Here is a 15,391-nt window from a genome sequence, read left to right as displayed (position 1 = left end):
CAATACAGATATGATTTTTTAAATGCCACGTATAGCGTGGCATTTTTTGTGAAATAAAAGTTCTAAATCCCCGAAATGATCATGTCAACAGCCGAAATAATTTTTGCATGAACATTTGGGATGATACAGACGAGGTCACGTGGTTTAAGTTTATTAATGGAAATAGTGGTTATGGATTTAGTGATAATTACATGGTGAATACCATTAATATAAACCACAGGGGTTAGAGCCTTAACTTGTGAATTGTTATGCAATAATGGCGATATAGGCATGATAACACGTGAGTGATAGTCACTCAGTAGGTCATTTTGGATATCAATAAGATAAGGATATTGGTCTTTCGACCTGATTGATTTATTACGATAAACAGCATATTGAGGCATTAAATCACCCCATACTCATTATCATCAGTAAATAGCCCTGCTTGTTGTTCAAATTCGTTAAAGCTATCAATGTTTGTTCTATTTTTTTCTTTCCATTTGGCATCAGAGCTTTGTTTGATAGTAAGGGGAAAATCTTGTTGTAGGTTTGCCTTATTTTGCATCTCAGTGAAATGATTTTGCGTTTTCATGGGCTACCTTAAATTAAGTGGATAAGATGGGTATTACTTTAGGGTAGCACCACTATGCTGGCAACTGCGCTGGGCGTTTTAAGACTAACTTTTTATCCGGCTCATCATCACGGCATCAACATATTGCCCATCACGAAATGCATAATCTTTCATGCGGCCTTCTAGCTCGAAGCCAAACTTTTCATACAGCCCAATGCCACTGCCATTTGCTGCGAATACTTCTAGCTCTATGCGATGGACATTCAGCCAGTTGTCACAGTAATCCACCATCACTTGCATCAGTTGTGAGCCAATGCCTTTGCCTTGGTGGGCTTCACTAACGGTAATTCCGAAAGTAGCGACATGGCGACGGCGCACTTGGCTAGGTTGATGAATAACCAGTAAGCCAACAATCTCTTGGTTAAGCTCTGCGACAAATTGCGTTACCAGCGGATCATTTGCACTTAGGCGAGCTTCCCATGTGCTTTCTGCTGGGTATGGCAGCTGTAACGTATTGGCATACGCCGAATAGGCAGCGTGCATTTGGGTAACTGCCGGGACATCGTCCAGCGTTGCTCTGCGGATGGTCATGTTGTTCATTACTTTTCTCATTATCGTTGTTTTTACAAGAATATTAATCACATTAAATTCATTTTATGTCAATGAGATATAAGAGTTATCATATGAAAATGATGAAATAAAATAACTATTTTGCAATCGCTATTTGATATAAAAAATAAATAGAAGCTTATACTATTATGAGTAATTTAGTTTAAATTAATTTAGGATTATGTCTGAATGCGTATTTAGAGTTTAACTTTCAATGTTTATAATTGGCATTTTTTGATTTGTTCAATATAAATAAAAATGATTTAAGTAGTGATTATCCTATCGCAGATGAGGTTCATAATTTATTGAGATAAAATGGTTTTGTTAATGATTGTAAATTAAGGGGAAGTCATGGGTGCTGAAAAATCCTGTTATGGGAAAATTGATTATTCCCGAAGTGGAATTGATTTAACTAATAAAATAATTGATTATTGTTCTAGTTATCAATTGATAGATAGTACTGATGTATTGTTGAAGGATTGTTTCCATAGTAATATTTCGAAAGTTAGTGTTCAGGTTGATGCTAAAAAATATTATAAAATAATAGGTAATATAAATAAATCTCTTCATGGTTTTAATTCTCAAGATTTTTGCGATGGCATCCGAGGTATTATTATTAAACAGGCAAAAACGTTAAGACCGAATGATAATAAGGATTACTCGAGTTTAATTAAAAAATTAAACGCTATTAATACCAAAAAACATTCATTATGCGAAGCTATTTCACTCAAAGTGAAAAATAAATCTATTGATGAGAAGTCAATTAAAAAGATTGATGAAATAGTAAAAAATGCAAAAAAAATAATGTCGAATGAAGAGTTTAAATCAACATTGCTTGAAGCTCAAGTTTTAGCATTAAGCTGTAGAAGTAAAACTGTTTATGAAATGATAAACAAAGTTTTAGCTCCGCATATCGAAACTAAAGATCAATATCCTGTAGGTTCAAATACTCAGTTAGTTCAGCAGAATGCTGAAACTTCTCGACCTGATAAAGAAAAGTTCCTAGAGAGTAAAGGAAATATAGCAGTAATATCAGAAGAAACAATGATACAGAATGAGGTAAGTGACAAAACAAAAAAGTAGGTACTTTGGAGCAAGGGCTTGCTTCCAATGCATACAATAGCGATTCATATAATCAGAAACTAAAAAAAAATGTGCCAATAGAAAGTAATTCTATAAATAATGAATCTATAGAAAAGATGGAGCACTGTAAAGGGCGGGTTGATAAACTGAATATTGTGGTAGTTACTGATAAAATAAATAGTATGGTCAATGGATTTTCAATAAGAAAAAATAAATTAAGTCAGACTGAATCAAGTGAAAAAGAACCTAAATTTCAAAAGATTCTTGCTAGTCATACGATAGAGGAAGCGATTAAAATTAAAGTGCCTTTTAATGGAATCTCGAGAAGGTCATTAAACTTGATTGAGTCTAAAATTAAGGCGAAATTTAATGAGTTAAAGTCAAGTAAAACCCCTGAATTCTTTGAAAGAGAAATGTTCAATGCACAGAACATACTAAAAAAATACGATAATAAATTGGTTTGTGAAAAAATTAATAATATTATTGATAAATATTTGGATGAGCATGAGTTATATATTAGAAAGAATAACAGTCCGATGAGTCGAATTTTGTATGCCATAAAATCCGTGTTTGAATTACAGGATATTACACCACGTAAATTAAATGAATTTAAAATGGCAATTATAGATTTTTTGAAAAAAGATTCAATTGAAGATGTTTTTAAGTCTTCATACGATTTAATACAAAAAGTATCACATTATACTCATAAAAACATTGCTGATAAGGTTAATGATTTCATAAACGTTTATTCAATGGATAGAGTGAACGAATTGAAGGGAAATGAAAAGTTCAGTGTTGCAAGTAAGATAGAGTTATTGGAACCTGAAAAAAATAGAGATACAGAAGAGTTAATGAAGAAAGTGAGTTTAAAAAAAATAATTTCACATGTATTCAGTCGAATGATTAATAATATACGAAGGCTATTTTCCAAAAATTAATTGTTAATTTTATTTATGTGAAAATAGACAAATTAGCCCGTTGTATTTACGGGCTAATTTTTACTCATATCAAGGCGTCATCATAAACACTTTTGAATTCTGCCCTAAATATTGATGTGCTAAACGGTTAATATCCTCAACCGTGAGTTGGCGAATAATATCTTGTTCTTGGTTTAAACGCTGATATTGCCCATCATCGCTGGCAATCTGCGCTAGAGCCTCAGTCCAATAGCTCGAGCTATCAGTGACTTGTGAATTTTCAGTGAGCCAAATATTTTTTGCTTCGGTTAATTCTTTTTCACTTATACCCGTTTGACGAATTTGACCAATCGTCTTTTGGGCAATTTGCGTCATTTCTTCAGCACGCTCAGGTGAGGTGGTGAAATTCAAGCGAGCGAGGTAATAAGGTTGCGGTTTTTTCGCTAACATCTGTGAGAAACCTAATGCATAGATCCCGCTGGCTTTTTCACGTAGTTCACCGCGTAAGCGTTGGCTCACAATAGTATCAATTAATTGAATCGCTAAGCTGTCTTGTTGGTTCCACACGGCGGGTGAGGCGAATTGAATGCTCACCATGCTTTTATCACTGCTGCTGATAGGATAGGTTTTATTAAAACTGGTCATTTTTGGCATGATCCCTTGGTCGCGAGATACCAGTTTTTGGTTACTGTGTGGCAGTGAGGCAACCCATTGCTCTAACAGAGGTTTTAGATCACGGCTATTCATTGCACCTGTAATGACCAGTGTCATATCTGCAGTTGACGTGAGTAATTGGCGGTTGGCTTGTTGTAGCTGCTGGCCAGTAAATTGTTGCCAGCTGCCCTGTGGGTTAATCACTAAAAATTCACCGTGGGTATAGCTTTCTTTATTGATATTATCAAGGAAAGTGCGTTCTACGGGAGTTTTGGATAAGTTTAAAGCAAAGGATTGTTTTTGTTGCTCTAATTTTTCACCACTAAATTGCGGAGCGGTGAGTTTTAAATTGAGTAACTGTAGCGCCGTTTCGAGGTTATCGACAGGGGCTTTTCCGCGAAAACCATGTGTCAGCAATTCACTGTATGGGCGAACGCTAATTTGGTTTTGTTTTGCCAGCAGAGCCAGATCACGCGCACTGTAATTTCCATAACCGCTGCTTTCAGGAAGTTTCAACGCCCAATCCGTTAAACCTGCCGTTTGTTGTGTTTCTAACGAACGGCCACCCGGTAATTGCAAGTTAAATTGAATATCATCTTTCAGGTTTTTGTCTGTTTTAACAATTACCTGAATGCCATTGCTCAAAGTCCAATGTTCCGCTTTTTCAACGGGGAGCTTAGATTGCTCAACAATACTGCCTTTTATGGATTGGGGTAATTGCAGTTGAATGGCTTTGGAGCGCAGCGTAAATGGCCCCGGCGTGCTTTGGCGTATTTTAAGCCATTGCTGATTAAATACTGATTTATCAATCGCAGAGGCATCAGTATCAGGTCCAATTAATGCTAAACGCGGGGAAGCAGTTTGTAGGAACTTAGCAACATGCTGTTGTAAGTCTTGCGGCTTAACGGATTTCATTAACTGGTAGCTGTTATCTAACTGTTGGCGCTTATTCCACATTGGCATGTCATATTCAAGCGCCGTCGTCAGTTGCCCTGCTAAATATTCATTACTATAACGTTGCTCTGAAGCGGCTTGCAGGCTAAATTTTTTCAGCATGGCTTGCTTTGCAGAATCAAGTTCTTCTTGGGTAACCGGCTCAGTAGCAAGGCGTTGTAACTCTGTAAATAAAATCTCAGTTGCACCTTGGTAATCATTACCTTTCGGGTGGATGATCATCAACTGTTGTAAGCGCTGGTTATCTAACATTGCCCCTTGTTCATTGATGCTAATCGACGGCAAAATGCCGTTATCCACCATAACGGAGAAACGTTGGTTTAAAATAGCTAACCAGAGGTTATCCAGTAAATCTTCCGACTGCCCTAAACGGGTATTTAGCGGTGCGCTAACATCCTTTTGTAAAGCAAATTGCACATAACGCGCCCCTTGCTCTTTATCAAACACACCTTGGACTAACATATTGGTTGTGCTAGTAAATTGCTTCCACTGAGGGTCATCTTTTGCCACTTTTTCAGGTTTAGGGAGCGCAAATAAATTATTAACCTGATTGCGTACTGATGAGCTATTGAAATCACCAATAATTAATAGTGACATTCGCTGAGGCTGATACCATGTTTGATAATAGTCTTTCGCTTGCTCAATCGGAGCATTGCGTACCACATCTAATGAGCCAATTGGGTTGCGATCGACGTAACGGCTACCGTGGTAACGTAATTTTTCTAAGCTGTCATTGATGCGATAGCCCATCCCTTGGCGTAGGCGCCACTCTTCGACAATCACAGGGCGCTCTTTTTCGAAGGCTTCTTGGTCAAAGGTCATATTTGATGCCCAATCGGCCATCACTTGTAAGCCTGTGGCGACTTGTGCGGTCGTGGCTTCGGGGAGTGACAATTTATATAGTGTGGAATTTAAACTGGTGATCGCATTCACATGGCTACCGAGTTTAAGTCCTTGGTGTTCCAGTTGTTTGAACCCCGTGGTTCCCGGAAAATGTTTGGTGCCTTTAAACGCCATATGTTCAGTAAAGTGTGCGAGGCCAAGCTGCTGTTCATTTTCTTGTAATGAGCCGCTACTGACCAATAAACGCAGTTCAACTCCAGGTTGATTACGTTGCAGAAGGTAAACTTGCAGCCCATTGTCGAGTTGGTAGTGTTGAAGGTCACCGCGCACAGGTAACAATGAGGTTGAATTTTGGCTCACCGATGTACTGCCTACGCAGCCACCGAGCAGAATGCTTATTAATGTGGCGAAGGTAATTTTATGAAGCATATTCAGGCGTTCCTGTATTTAAGGATTTTTCACTCGCAGGTTCAACGAGCAATATTTGTTGTTCCGCAAATTGAGCAACGAAGCTTTGATGGCTAACCAAAACAATGGCGCTGTCATGTAACTCAGCTTTCAATAGAGCGAGGAGTTCTAATGCGCTGTTTTCATCAAGGGCGGAGGTGGTTTCATCCAATAAAAGCAGTTTTGGTCGGTTGAGCAATAAACGCGCAAACATAATGCGCTGCTGTTCTCCACCAGATAGGCGGTTGTTCCAATCGGTTTCGAGTGCTAATTGATGATGCAGTTTTTCCAAACCGACTAACATCAATGCATATTGAAAATCTTGCTGGCTAAATTGGGATGCCGCTTTGGGATAAGCTAATAAGCTATCAAGCCGACTAATTGGTAAATAGAGACGCTGTGGGATCCACATAACTTTTTCTGTTCGGCTAATAGTACCGTTGAAGAAAGGCCAATGCCCACTTAGCGTACGTAATAAGGTGGATTTTCCAATGCCAGAACGGCCACTAATCAAGGTTAATTCACCTTGTTTGGCGGTGATATTCACGGAATTAATTAAACAGCGGTTGTCTGCGGTAGAAATGGATAACTTAGCCACCAGAGGTGGCGATTTTTCGTCGATAGTAACCACCGCTTTGTTATCGTTTTCCAATAAAACCACAAAGTTGTATAAACGGGAGACCGTGGCTTGCCATGCGGCGATTTCTTTATAGGCAAAAATAAACCAACCGAGTGAAGTCGCAACACTGGTAAAGGCTTGGCGCAATTGCATTAAGCCACCTAACATGATTTCACCCGCAAGGAATTTAGGCAGTGCGAGTAATACAGGCGCTAAAGCGGTAACTTGTTGGTAACCCACTGTATAAAAAGATAAATTTCTTTCACAGCGAATAAGGCGGTTCCAGTTGCTGATAATTTCACCAAAGCGCCCCATCAGTTCTTTTCTATCTTGAGTTTCACCGCGTTGCCCTGCGATGGCATCACCGTGTTGGCGGCAATTAATTAGCGAGCTACGGTAATCCGCTTCGCGGCGCTGTTTATCCATATGCAAGCGACGTAGCGGAAAACCTATCCATTGGGTAAGCGCAATACCAATGAGGGTGTAGATGATACAAGCCCAGAACATATAACCGGGGATGGTCCAGTCGCTATCGGCAAAATTAAACGACAGGCTGCCAGACAATGTCCAAAGAATGGCGGCAAATGAAATCAGCGTTAGCATTGAGTGAAGGAATGTCACCACTAAATTTAATGTTGATTCAATCAGTAAACGGATATCTTCAGCGATACGTTGGTCTGGGTTATCCGGTTCTTGTGATGTCAGCCTTAACAGGTAATGTTTACTGTTGGGGGATAACCAACGGCTAAGTACTTGCTCAGTCATGCCTTTGCGCCAGCGGATAATCAGCATTTGTTTTAGGTAATTACCCATCACAACGACAAAAATCAGCCCACTAACTAAGATCACAAAGTACTGCAACAGTCCATATAGGGCTTGGCCGTCGAGTTTTTGTAGGGCGTTATAAAAGTCGCCGTTCCACATGTTCATTTTGACGTTGAACCACACAGATGACAGTGTGAGCCCGAGTGAGGCAAACAGCAGTATCCAGCACAAAAGGGCAGCACGCTGCCCCCAAAAAGGTTTTACTAAATAGAAAAATTGTTTCAGTGTCTTCATGACGTTTTGTTCATTTGTTGTTTTAATTGTTTAACGAGTTTTATTGCTCACATTGCTGGGAATTACAGGTCGTAATTGACTTGTAACCAGAACTGACGGCCCGGATCGTAAGATTTCAATACGCGATCTTCAAATACGAAGCGGTCAGCAATATTTTTATTATTCAAGATATTATTCACTTCAACCGAGAAACCAAATCCATGAGCGAATTCAGGCTTCCAACCTAAGCGGGTATCCCACGTATATTTGCTGGCGAAGTTTTGTTTGGTGTACTTACGTAATTGACCAACTTCAGGGTCGCTATAGTAAGAGTTGTCATAACGGACGGCTTGACTACGTGCACCCCACCATTGCAATCGGTTATATAAAGTGAGGTCATATTCGTCCCAGACACTGGTCAGCTCAAAATTGAATTTTATTGGTGAGTTAAAACTGGTTGAAGGCAGTTTTGACGCATCGATGACCTTACCGTCATACCAGACTTTGTTAAGATTCACTTTATTGGCAGGATCGTAAGCGCTGTAGCCTGAGTCTTTTGGCGTATTACTTTCACTTTGTTGCCAAGTGAATGAGGCATTCATGACATGAGAAGCTTCTGCCCATTCCCACGGTTGACTATTTTTCACCGATAATGTAACGGTATCGTGGGAGCTGCGCCCACCGTTATCAAAGGTGCGAATACTACGAGTACTTGGGTCACGAGGGTTATCGTACTTAGTGCGATTTCTGACTTCGTCGTAGCCTTCACGGTGCACATATTGTAAACGCCATGTGGTAGAAAGAACTTCTTGTTGTAGCGCTAAAGTCAGCTCATCGTTATAGGGGGTTTTGAGTGAATCTAACCCTTCATAGTCTTTTTGATTATCCCAATTGTTATTGTCAGGGTTAAGTGAACACGCGAAATTTTTGTCCCAGCCCATGCAATTTTGCATACCGTCATTTTGTGCACCGTATAATGCATAAGTGAGCATTGAGCGGCCATAATAACGGTTAGCTCCCGCTATTAATTGGGTTGCGCCATCACCAAAGACATCGTAGGTTCCGCTTAAACGTGGGGCGATATTGGTACGATTGACAAAATCATCGCGATCCAAACGCACTCCAGGGCGCAGACTCAATTTGCCATATTGAATACTGTCATCAAGGAAGATGGCGTAATTGGTATAATCCGCAGAGTACGAGCCTTTTTTAAACCGAGTAACATTACTTAAGTAACCATCGTATAAATCATCATCAATGATATTGCCAGTGTAGGTGTAACGGAAATAGTCTTGATCACGAATATAGGTGCCTTTGGTGTAATTTACCTCAGCTCCGAGTGTTGGTTGGTGTGTTAATCCAAGCGCATCCTCTTGGGAATTAAAACGCATCACGGTTTTTAGTCCGTGAGTTTTTTGCTTAGACTCTAAGTCGCCAAGACCTCCGCTATTGCGTTCAATCATATTCCAATTGTCGTCGAATGCCCTGATCGTTAGGGAGTATTTCTGGTCGTTATTACGGTTATCTTTTAAGTCTTGTGTATTAGCAGTGATTTCAAATTGGCCTAAATCCAACTGATGTTTAAATACAGCGGTAAAACCTAATCCATCATGGGTTGAATCATAGCCAGAATTGCTGACAGACGAAGAAAATAAGCGGCTATCGTAAGAGGCGTAATTAGCAGATAAATCTAATGAACTTTTATCGGATAAATCCAGTGAATACTTTAAAAAGTAATTATCTGAAGTACGACGCTGATTTTTTTTACCTGAATCAGAAAAAATAGGCTCGACTTGGTTATTTTCCAGCACAAAGGCTTCACCCCCCGTGACTGTCATCGGAATAGTCGAACTACGACGTGAAGCGGAGAAAACTAATCCTGAATTTTCACTCACTCCTAATTCAAACCAGCCACCAAAGTCATTTTTATCATAGCGGTTTTGGAAACGAGCAGGATTTGCCGTATCATTCTTAGTCGTATCAATCCCTTGCGATGAATCGTGAAACAAATTATTCCAACCAGAGCGGGTTAAGCGGTAATAGGCGTGAGCACTATTTTCCCCTTGCCAGCGGCGGCTGTTCACCTCAACGGTGCCCCCTGTAAATCCACCAAATTCGACAGGAATATTATTGTCATACACTGTCATGCTGTCGATCAGACGGCTGTCTATGTAGATCCCTTGGTCGCTACTGCTCAGACGGGTAGCTGTTTCACCGAGACCACTGTCTGCGGGGTCAAAATCGTTGTTAAAGCTCACTCCATCAAGGCGATAGGCGTTTTGGTAGCTGCTTGAACCGTGGATTGAGATGCGGGAAGGCTTGATTTCCCCTTGGTTCATCGAGTTACTGTCATTATTGGCAAACTGGACAGCAGGGTTAGTTTTCATCAAATCCGTAATATTGCCATCACCGGTATTTTTCTGGCTAATCTCTTCAGACGTCACATATTGCGGTGCTGACATAATATCTGTTGCGGGGTGATTCTGAACAACGCCAGAGACTTGAGTTTCCGGTAATACCAATGTGCCTTGGCTTAAATTTTGCTGACGAATAACGAAAACACCATTTTCATTGACTAACTCTAAGCCGCTACCGATGAGTATTTTTTGTAATGCGGTTTGAGCGGAGTAGTTACCAGACAAGGCAGGTGCTCGTAAGCCATTTAACTGACCTTTATCATAAATCAATTGAATTTGGCCTTGGCGGCTAATTTCAGCCACTGAGGTCGCCAGTGATTGTTCTGGTAGTGAAAATGCGAGTTCTTGTGCTGATGCAGACTGACAAACAATGGCGCTACTCACCGCAATAGCAAGGGCGAGCGGCCTTAATCGGCTTTGAGTAAACTGAATAGACATGGTTATCCCTTATTCTTAAGCTGCACAAAAAGTGTGCGAAAATAGGTCAGCAAAATGATGACTAGTTAAGAAGAGGGTGAAATGAGAATTATCCTCACCTGCAAATGAAAATATTTTTTATTTATTTTTTTTATTTTGAATAATCAATACGTTATTTTTATCTCGATAGACGACTTGTACCGGAAGTAATGAAGGAAGGGCTTGAAAAAACTGTTCTGGCTGATGGGTATTGATGCGACCTGAGATTTTACTCTTCGCTAATTGAGCGGGAGAAAGCTCGATATTTATCGATGAATAGTTTTTAAGTTCATCGAGGACTTCTGAAAGTGGTTTATCGACAAAAATTAATTCACCAAAACGCCAACGAGCCACATCTAGCGGGTTGATGTGTTGGCGAGCGATTGGGCTGTTCGGCGATTGACTGACTGCACTGTCACCAGCAAGTAGGAAAACGGGTTGTTTGCTTGCTGCATCTTCAAAACTGACAATGCCTTGGCTGACATTAACGGCAACTTGCTGAGCGACTTTGTTCACTTCAAATTCTGTTCCCACCACTTGAATACGCCGGTTATCAGCTTGAATTATAAAAGGCCGATAGGGGTTGGATTTGACTTTAAAATAAACATTTCCCTGTTCCAGATACAGGTTACGTACTGGAGTTTCATAGGCAACATGAATCCGGGTATTGCGGTTAAGAAACAGCTGGGAACCATCAGGTAAAGTAACTTCTTTAGGCGTATCCGTTGCCACTAAGGTCATATTATTGAGCAACATCGAAGGTAAGTGGCTGTATGGCAAAAACAAAATAGCCGCAATAAAAAATGCTGCTAAGGTATTGCCCAAAGGGCGCCATAAGCGAAAAAAAGGGCGTTTTTCCTTGGGAAGTATTGTGCTAGCAGGGCGCGGCATGTGATCAAAATCGCGCCATAGTCCAGCAATGGCATCATACGCTTTTGCATGTTCAGGTGATGCAGCAATCCATTGTTTGAATTGCTCTGTTTCAAGGGCGCTGATACGTTGGCTGTGCATGCGGGTAAACCACAGCGCGGCTTCTTCATCAATGCGGCTTTCATCATCTGATGTTTGCAAAGAGTCGTGTGTCATTACGAATTATTGCCCTGATTATCAAGGTGTTTTTTACAGTGAACAAGCGCCGCCGCAATATGTTTTTCCACCATACTGATTGAAATTTCCATTCGCTCAGCAATCTCGCTTTGAGATAAGCCATCAAAACGATACAGCAAAAATGCTTCTCGTCGACGGGGTGGTAACGTTTCAAGCGCTTCGCTTAGCCGTTGGATGCGTTGCTGATGTTCCAAGATTTCACTGGGATCAACTTGGCTTTGTTCAAAATGCGGTTCATGAGTAACATCATCAATGGATGTTTCTGATTTAGTTTGGCGCTGGTTACGTCGCCAATGGTCAATCAAAACATGATTCGCAATTTTAAACAGATAAGCGCGGCTCTCTTTTACAGGCGTTTGTTCTTTACGGTTTAGCCATAGTGTAAACACATCCTGTGATAAATCATCAGCATCGTTGCTGTTATCTAGCCGATTGCGGAAAAAGCGCACAAGTTGGCTATATGTTGACTGATACGCACCGCTAATTTTACGGGCAAGAGATTTATCAATAGTCATTTTACTGGTGTTAATGTCATAAAAGAGCACAGTTGTGCTGATTAATAATCTGCTCAGATTACTTTATTATTTAAATCAATAATTTATTTTAATAATTGTGTTTTTACTAATAATAATGAATATCATTTTTGTTTGTATTATGCCTATAATCTGCAAAAAATAAAGTCGTGAGGCAGAATATGAGCAGTATGACGGGCCAGTTAGAGCGCCCGATTTTCCGTCCACTAGGCGGTTTGGTTTTAAGTTGTCTTTTCCATGGAACACTGGCAATCATTTTTATTGGATGGTTTACCTCTTCAATTCCTAAGACCGGGGTATTACCACCAGCAATCTCGTTGCAGCTGGGTGTTTATCAGCTTGAACAGCAGGCTGAGCCTGAAATCAATCATGCCCCTAAACAACACATGACGACGCGTGAGGAATCATTACCTGAAGTGGTTGAAAAGGTGGATAAATTACCTGAAACTGCGATCGTAGATAATGGCACATTGACGAAAGTCAGTGAGAAAAAACGACCACCAAAAAAGACAATTCCACAAGAGAAAAAAGTGATCGACGAAGCCCCTGTAACTACGCAGGAGTCGATGGTGACTTCCGCCCCTGCATCAGGGAGTGAATCCAGTAGCAGTGCGAATTTCTCCAGTAATGCGTCTGCGGCAGTGAGTGGGCACCAAGGTTGGCAAAGTGAGGTTCATCAGCGGATAGCTAAGACCAAACGCTATCCACGTGCAGCGTTGCGTTACCGCTCAACTGGGGTCTCTCATATAAAAGTGGTTTTGGATAGTCGGGGTGAAGTGATTGCCGCCAGTTTATTGAATTCATCCGGTACGAAAATACTGGATAAAGAAGCGTTGGCGACAATTTCACGTGCTGCGCCTTTTCCTACCCCGCCAGAGACATTGCTAGTCGATGGCCGGGTCGAGTTTATTGCGCCAATCGTATTCGATACAACGTCTATTTAAATTCAACTCAATAGCCCTTTTTAGGGCTATTTATCAGGTGAATTTGGTCTGTTTTTTGGGGTCGGTCGCTTAGGGCGATAAGGACGAGGTTCTTTTTTTCGTTTTAAACGCGCTGGCTTAGCGGCTGGCGTTCCTTTGCTCTCTTGCTTGCCATCTTCATTACTGTCGTCATCTCCATTATCATCTTGATTTTCCTCTGTATTAACGACGAGCGGAGGGGCTTGCTTGTGGCCTTTCTTTTTCTTTAAACGCAGTAATGTATTTGCTAAAACGAAGCCAATACATAAGGCAAGTAGAATAAAAATTCGTAATACATTGGTGCTGTTATCCGCTTGTTGAATTTCAGCGGCAAGGAGCTCCGTATCAATGGTTAAACGCAAATAGCCTTTCGGCTCTTTTGTGCCTTGGATGGGAACGACAAGCTGGTATTGAAAATTTTGTAGTGAGGAGTTGTCATCGATGGCCAGCCGTTCTTTTACCGTTGTCGGCTCACCGACTTGAGTGACCAGTGTGCCACTGGCAGTATAGATACTGGCATCTAAAATATACCTATCTTTCACCACGTTATTTAAATTGGCATTAATTCGCTCTAAATTAAAATCTTTACTGCCGGGAACAATATAATCAGATAAGCTGAAAGCAACTTGCTCAGCAAGAACATAAGTCAATTGTTTAAATTGCTCAATTCTGCCTTGGTTTTGGCTATTTCCTAAATAAGAAATACCATGCATAAGTAAAGTTACCAACGCAACGCAGATAACGATAATGACTGTTTTGTGGAGCCTAAAGGTAAGTTTCATTGCTTTATTGGTGCTCTCGACTTATTTTGAGTATAAAGATGCCGTTATACTTTAGCGAATATGGGGTTATCTTCAGTTTTAACAGTAAATACATAAGGTCACAAAGCCTTAAAATTTAGTATAGTGGCTTCGTTCGGCTGCTCGCAACTTATCATTATAAAAAAGTTACACTCTAAATAATTCGAGTTGTATGTAGGCGACAAACGAAGATAGTCCGATGAGCATACATAAGTATGTGATTCGGCTAGCTGAGCGTAGTCAACAACCAGACAACTTGAAGTATGACGAGTATATCGATTACAGGAGCTAATTTTCATGTCAACGAGCTTGACCTATTGTTATCTACCCGACGAAATCCAAAAATGGCCAGGGTTGCCATTGTCATTAAGTGGTGAAGAAGTGATGCCATTGGATTATCGTGCTGGGGACAGTGGGTGGTTATTATATGGCCGCGGCTTAGATAAAGCGCGTATCAGTAATTTCCAACAGCGATTAGGGATCGCTATCGTAATTGTCTCTTCGTGGCGTATTGATGACTACCAAGTGGTCAGAATCGCTGGGAGTATTACACCTCGAATTAAAAAACTCGCTGACGAATGTTTATTAGATGTCGTGCCATTAGGGCAAATTCCACGTTTGCGTTCACCGGGCCTATTACTGATGGATATGGACTCGACAGCGATTCAAATTGAATGTATCGATGAAATTGCTCGCTTAGCAGGGGTAGGGGAGCAGGTTGCTGAAGTGACCGAGCGAGCCATGCTAGGGGAACTCGATTTTACGGAAAGTTTACGAGCACGCGTTAGCTTACTTGAAGGTGCCGACGTCGCTATTCTTGACCAAGTGATGGAAACATTGCCTTTAATGCCGGGCTTAACGAACCTTGTGCGTAAGTTACAAGCGATGAATTGGCACATTGCGATAGCATCCGGTGGTTTTACTTTCTTTGCTAATAACTTGCAACAGCGATTGAAACTTGTGGCGGCGGTTGCTAATCAACTTGAAGTCAAAAATGGTAAGTTAACAGGCAAAGTCAAAGGCCCAATTGTAGATGCTAAATATAAAGCGCAAACCTTGGTTAAATTGGCTGAAAAACTGGAAATTCCCATTGAGCAAACTGTTGCCATCGGTGACGGGGCAAATGACCTGAAAATGATCCGTAAAGCAGGGCTGGGTATTGCGTATCATGCGAAACCAAAGGTGTATGCAAGGGCGAAGGTTGCGATTCGTCATGCAGATCTGATGGGGGTGATGTGTGTGTTGAGTGGGGGCCTCAAACACGAAGAACGCTAATATTCGTCATGGATTGCGCTGTAGCTGTGTTGGCCGCGCTCGCTAACCCTAGTCACATACTTGTGTATGCTCCTAGGGCTTAGCTTTACTTGCCGCCTTGCTACAACACCATCCATTTTGAATATTA

13 protein-coding genes are annotated in these 15,391 nt (G+C 40.9%); 4 read left to right on the top strand and 9 right to left on the bottom strand.

Translation table 11 applies throughout. The features are described from left to right. Positions 1-62: 62 nt before the first annotated feature. From PR834_RS18255 to PR834_RS18245, 3 genes are all read right to left on the bottom strand, one after another. On the bottom strand, positions 63-383 hold the full coding sequence (locus PR834_RS18255) for a CcdB family protein (RefSeq protein WP_112307951.1): 321 nt from the start codon (positions 381-383) through the stop codon (positions 63-65). Then, positions 383-571, bottom strand: a complete 189-nt coding sequence (locus PR834_RS18250; protein WP_094962730.1) for a type II toxin-antitoxin system CcdA family antitoxin — start codon at positions 569-571, stop codon at positions 383-385. Before PR834_RS18250 ends, PR834_RS18255 begins: the two co-directional genes overlap by 1 nt. Before the next feature lie 84 nt (positions 572-655). Beyond that, positions 656-1,150: a GNAT family N-acetyltransferase gene (locus tag PR834_RS18245; RefSeq protein ID WP_262960895.1), complete on the bottom strand. Its 495-nt coding sequence runs from the start codon at positions 1,148-1,150 to the stop codon at positions 656-658. Positions 1,151-1,510: 360 nt separating this feature from the next. On the opposite strand from PR834_RS18245, the gene PR834_RS18240 reads away from it, so the two are divergent. Both PR834_RS18240 and PR834_RS18235 read left to right on the top strand, forming a co-directional pair. Then, positions 1,511-2,242 (top strand): hypothetical protein, encoded by a 732-nt coding sequence (locus tag PR834_RS18240; RefSeq protein WP_272525540.1) that lies wholly within the window; start codon positions 1,511-1,513, stop codon positions 2,240-2,242. 5 nt (positions 2,243-2,247) lie between these two features. Continuing rightward, positions 2,248-3,180: a hypothetical protein gene (locus PR834_RS18235; protein ID WP_272536845.1), complete on the top strand. Its 933-nt coding sequence runs from the start codon at positions 2,248-2,250 to the stop codon at positions 3,178-3,180. A 69-nt stretch (positions 3,181-3,249) separates the two neighbouring features. Here the strand turns inward: PR834_RS18235 and PR834_RS18230 are convergent, their stop codons facing one another. From PR834_RS18230 to PR834_RS18210, 5 genes are all read right to left on the bottom strand, one after another. Continuing rightward, positions 3,250-6,039, bottom strand: a complete 2,790-nt coding sequence (locus PR834_RS18230) for a M16 family metallopeptidase (RefSeq protein ID WP_272536844.1) — start codon at positions 6,037-6,039, stop codon at positions 3,250-3,252. After that, positions 6,029-7,735 (bottom strand): ABC transporter ATP-binding protein/permease, encoded by a 1,707-nt coding sequence (locus tag PR834_RS18225; RefSeq protein WP_004905719.1) that lies wholly within the window; start codon positions 7,733-7,735, stop codon positions 6,029-6,031. Before PR834_RS18225 ends, PR834_RS18230 begins: the two co-directional genes overlap by 11 nt. Before the next feature lie 62 nt (positions 7,736-7,797). After that, a complete protein-coding gene (locus tag PR834_RS18220; protein ID WP_272536843.1) occupies positions 7,798-10,569 on the bottom strand; it encodes a secretin and TonB N-terminal domain-containing protein in 2,772 nt (923 codons plus the stop codon). 117 nt (positions 10,570-10,686) lie between these two features. Further along, positions 10,687-11,673, bottom strand: coding sequence for a FecR family protein (locus PR834_RS18215; protein WP_110592438.1), 987 nt, complete (start codon positions 11,671-11,673; stop codon positions 10,687-10,689). Then, complete coding sequence (locus tag PR834_RS18210; RefSeq protein ID WP_004905714.1) at positions 11,673-12,209, bottom strand: RNA polymerase sigma factor; 537 nt, start codon at positions 12,207-12,209, stop codon at positions 11,673-11,675. The genes PR834_RS18215 and PR834_RS18210 overlap by 1 nt, the downstream gene beginning before the upstream one ends. Before the next feature lie 179 nt (positions 12,210-12,388). On the opposite strand from PR834_RS18210, the gene PR834_RS18205 reads away from it, so the two are divergent. Continuing rightward, positions 12,389-13,171: an energy transducer TonB gene (locus PR834_RS18205; protein WP_036958564.1), complete on the top strand. Its 783-nt coding sequence runs from the start codon at positions 12,389-12,391 to the stop codon at positions 13,169-13,171. Between the two features lie 26 nt (positions 13,172-13,197). Here PR834_RS18205 and PR834_RS18200 read toward each other — a convergent pair whose 3' ends face one another. Beyond that, positions 13,198-13,971: an AhpA/YtjB family protein gene (locus PR834_RS18200; protein ID WP_110592437.1), complete on the bottom strand. Its 774-nt coding sequence runs from the start codon at positions 13,969-13,971 to the stop codon at positions 13,198-13,200. A gap of 315 nt (positions 13,972-14,286) precedes the next feature. On the opposite strand from PR834_RS18200, the gene serB reads away from it, so the two are divergent. Beyond that, on the top strand, positions 14,287-15,264 hold the full coding sequence (gene serB, locus PR834_RS18195; protein WP_112307945.1) for a phosphoserine phosphatase: 978 nt from the start codon (positions 14,287-14,289) through the stop codon (positions 15,262-15,264). Positions 15,265-15,391: the final 127 nt, after the last annotated feature.

Source organism: Providencia sp. PROV182 (genome assembly GCF_028480325.1).
In the GTDB taxonomy this organism is placed as follows: domain Bacteria; phylum Pseudomonadota; class Gammaproteobacteria; order Enterobacterales; family Enterobacteriaceae; genus Providencia; species Providencia hangzhouensis.
This window is presented reverse-complemented; position numbering and strand designations above follow the sequence as displayed.

Coding starts and splice junctions, on each gene's coding strand:
- PR834_RS18240 (WP_272525540.1), top strand. CDS start 1,511: ATGGGTGCTGAAAAATCCTGTTATGGGAAAATTGATTATTCCCGAAGT.
- PR834_RS18200 (WP_110592437.1), bottom strand. CDS start 13,971: ATGAAACTTACCTTTAGGCTCCACAAAACAGTCATTATCGTTATCTGC.
- PR834_RS18210 (WP_004905714.1), bottom strand. CDS start 12,209: ATGACTATTGATAAATCTCTTGCCCGTAAAATTAGCGGTGCGTATCAG.
- PR834_RS18245 (WP_262960895.1), bottom strand. CDS start 1,150: ATGAACAACATGACCATCCGCAGAGCAACGCTGGACGATGTCCCGGCA.
- PR834_RS18250 (WP_094962730.1), bottom strand. CDS start 571: ATGAAAACGCAAAATCATTTCACTGAGATGCAAAATAAGGCAAACCTA.
- PR834_RS18230 (WP_272536844.1), bottom strand. CDS start 6,039: ATGCTTCATAAAATTACCTTCGCCACATTAATAAGCATTCTGCTCGGT.
- serB (WP_112307945.1), top strand. CDS start 14,287: ATGTCAACGAGCTTGACCTATTGTTATCTACCCGACGAAATCCAAAAA.
- PR834_RS18255 (WP_112307951.1), bottom strand. CDS start 383: ATGCCTCAATATGCTGTTTATCGTAATAAATCAATCAGGTCGAAAGAC.
- PR834_RS18220 (WP_272536843.1), bottom strand. CDS start 10,569: ATGTCTATTCAGTTTACTCAAAGCCGATTAAGGCCGCTCGCCCTTGCT.
- PR834_RS18225 (WP_004905719.1), bottom strand. CDS start 7,735: ATGAAGACACTGAAACAATTTTTCTATTTAGTAAAACCTTTTTGGGGG.
- PR834_RS18205 (WP_036958564.1), top strand. CDS start 12,389: ATGAGCAGTATGACGGGCCAGTTAGAGCGCCCGATTTTCCGTCCACTA.
- PR834_RS18215 (WP_110592438.1), bottom strand. CDS start 11,673: ATGACACACGACTCTTTGCAAACATCAGATGATGAAAGCCGCATTGAT.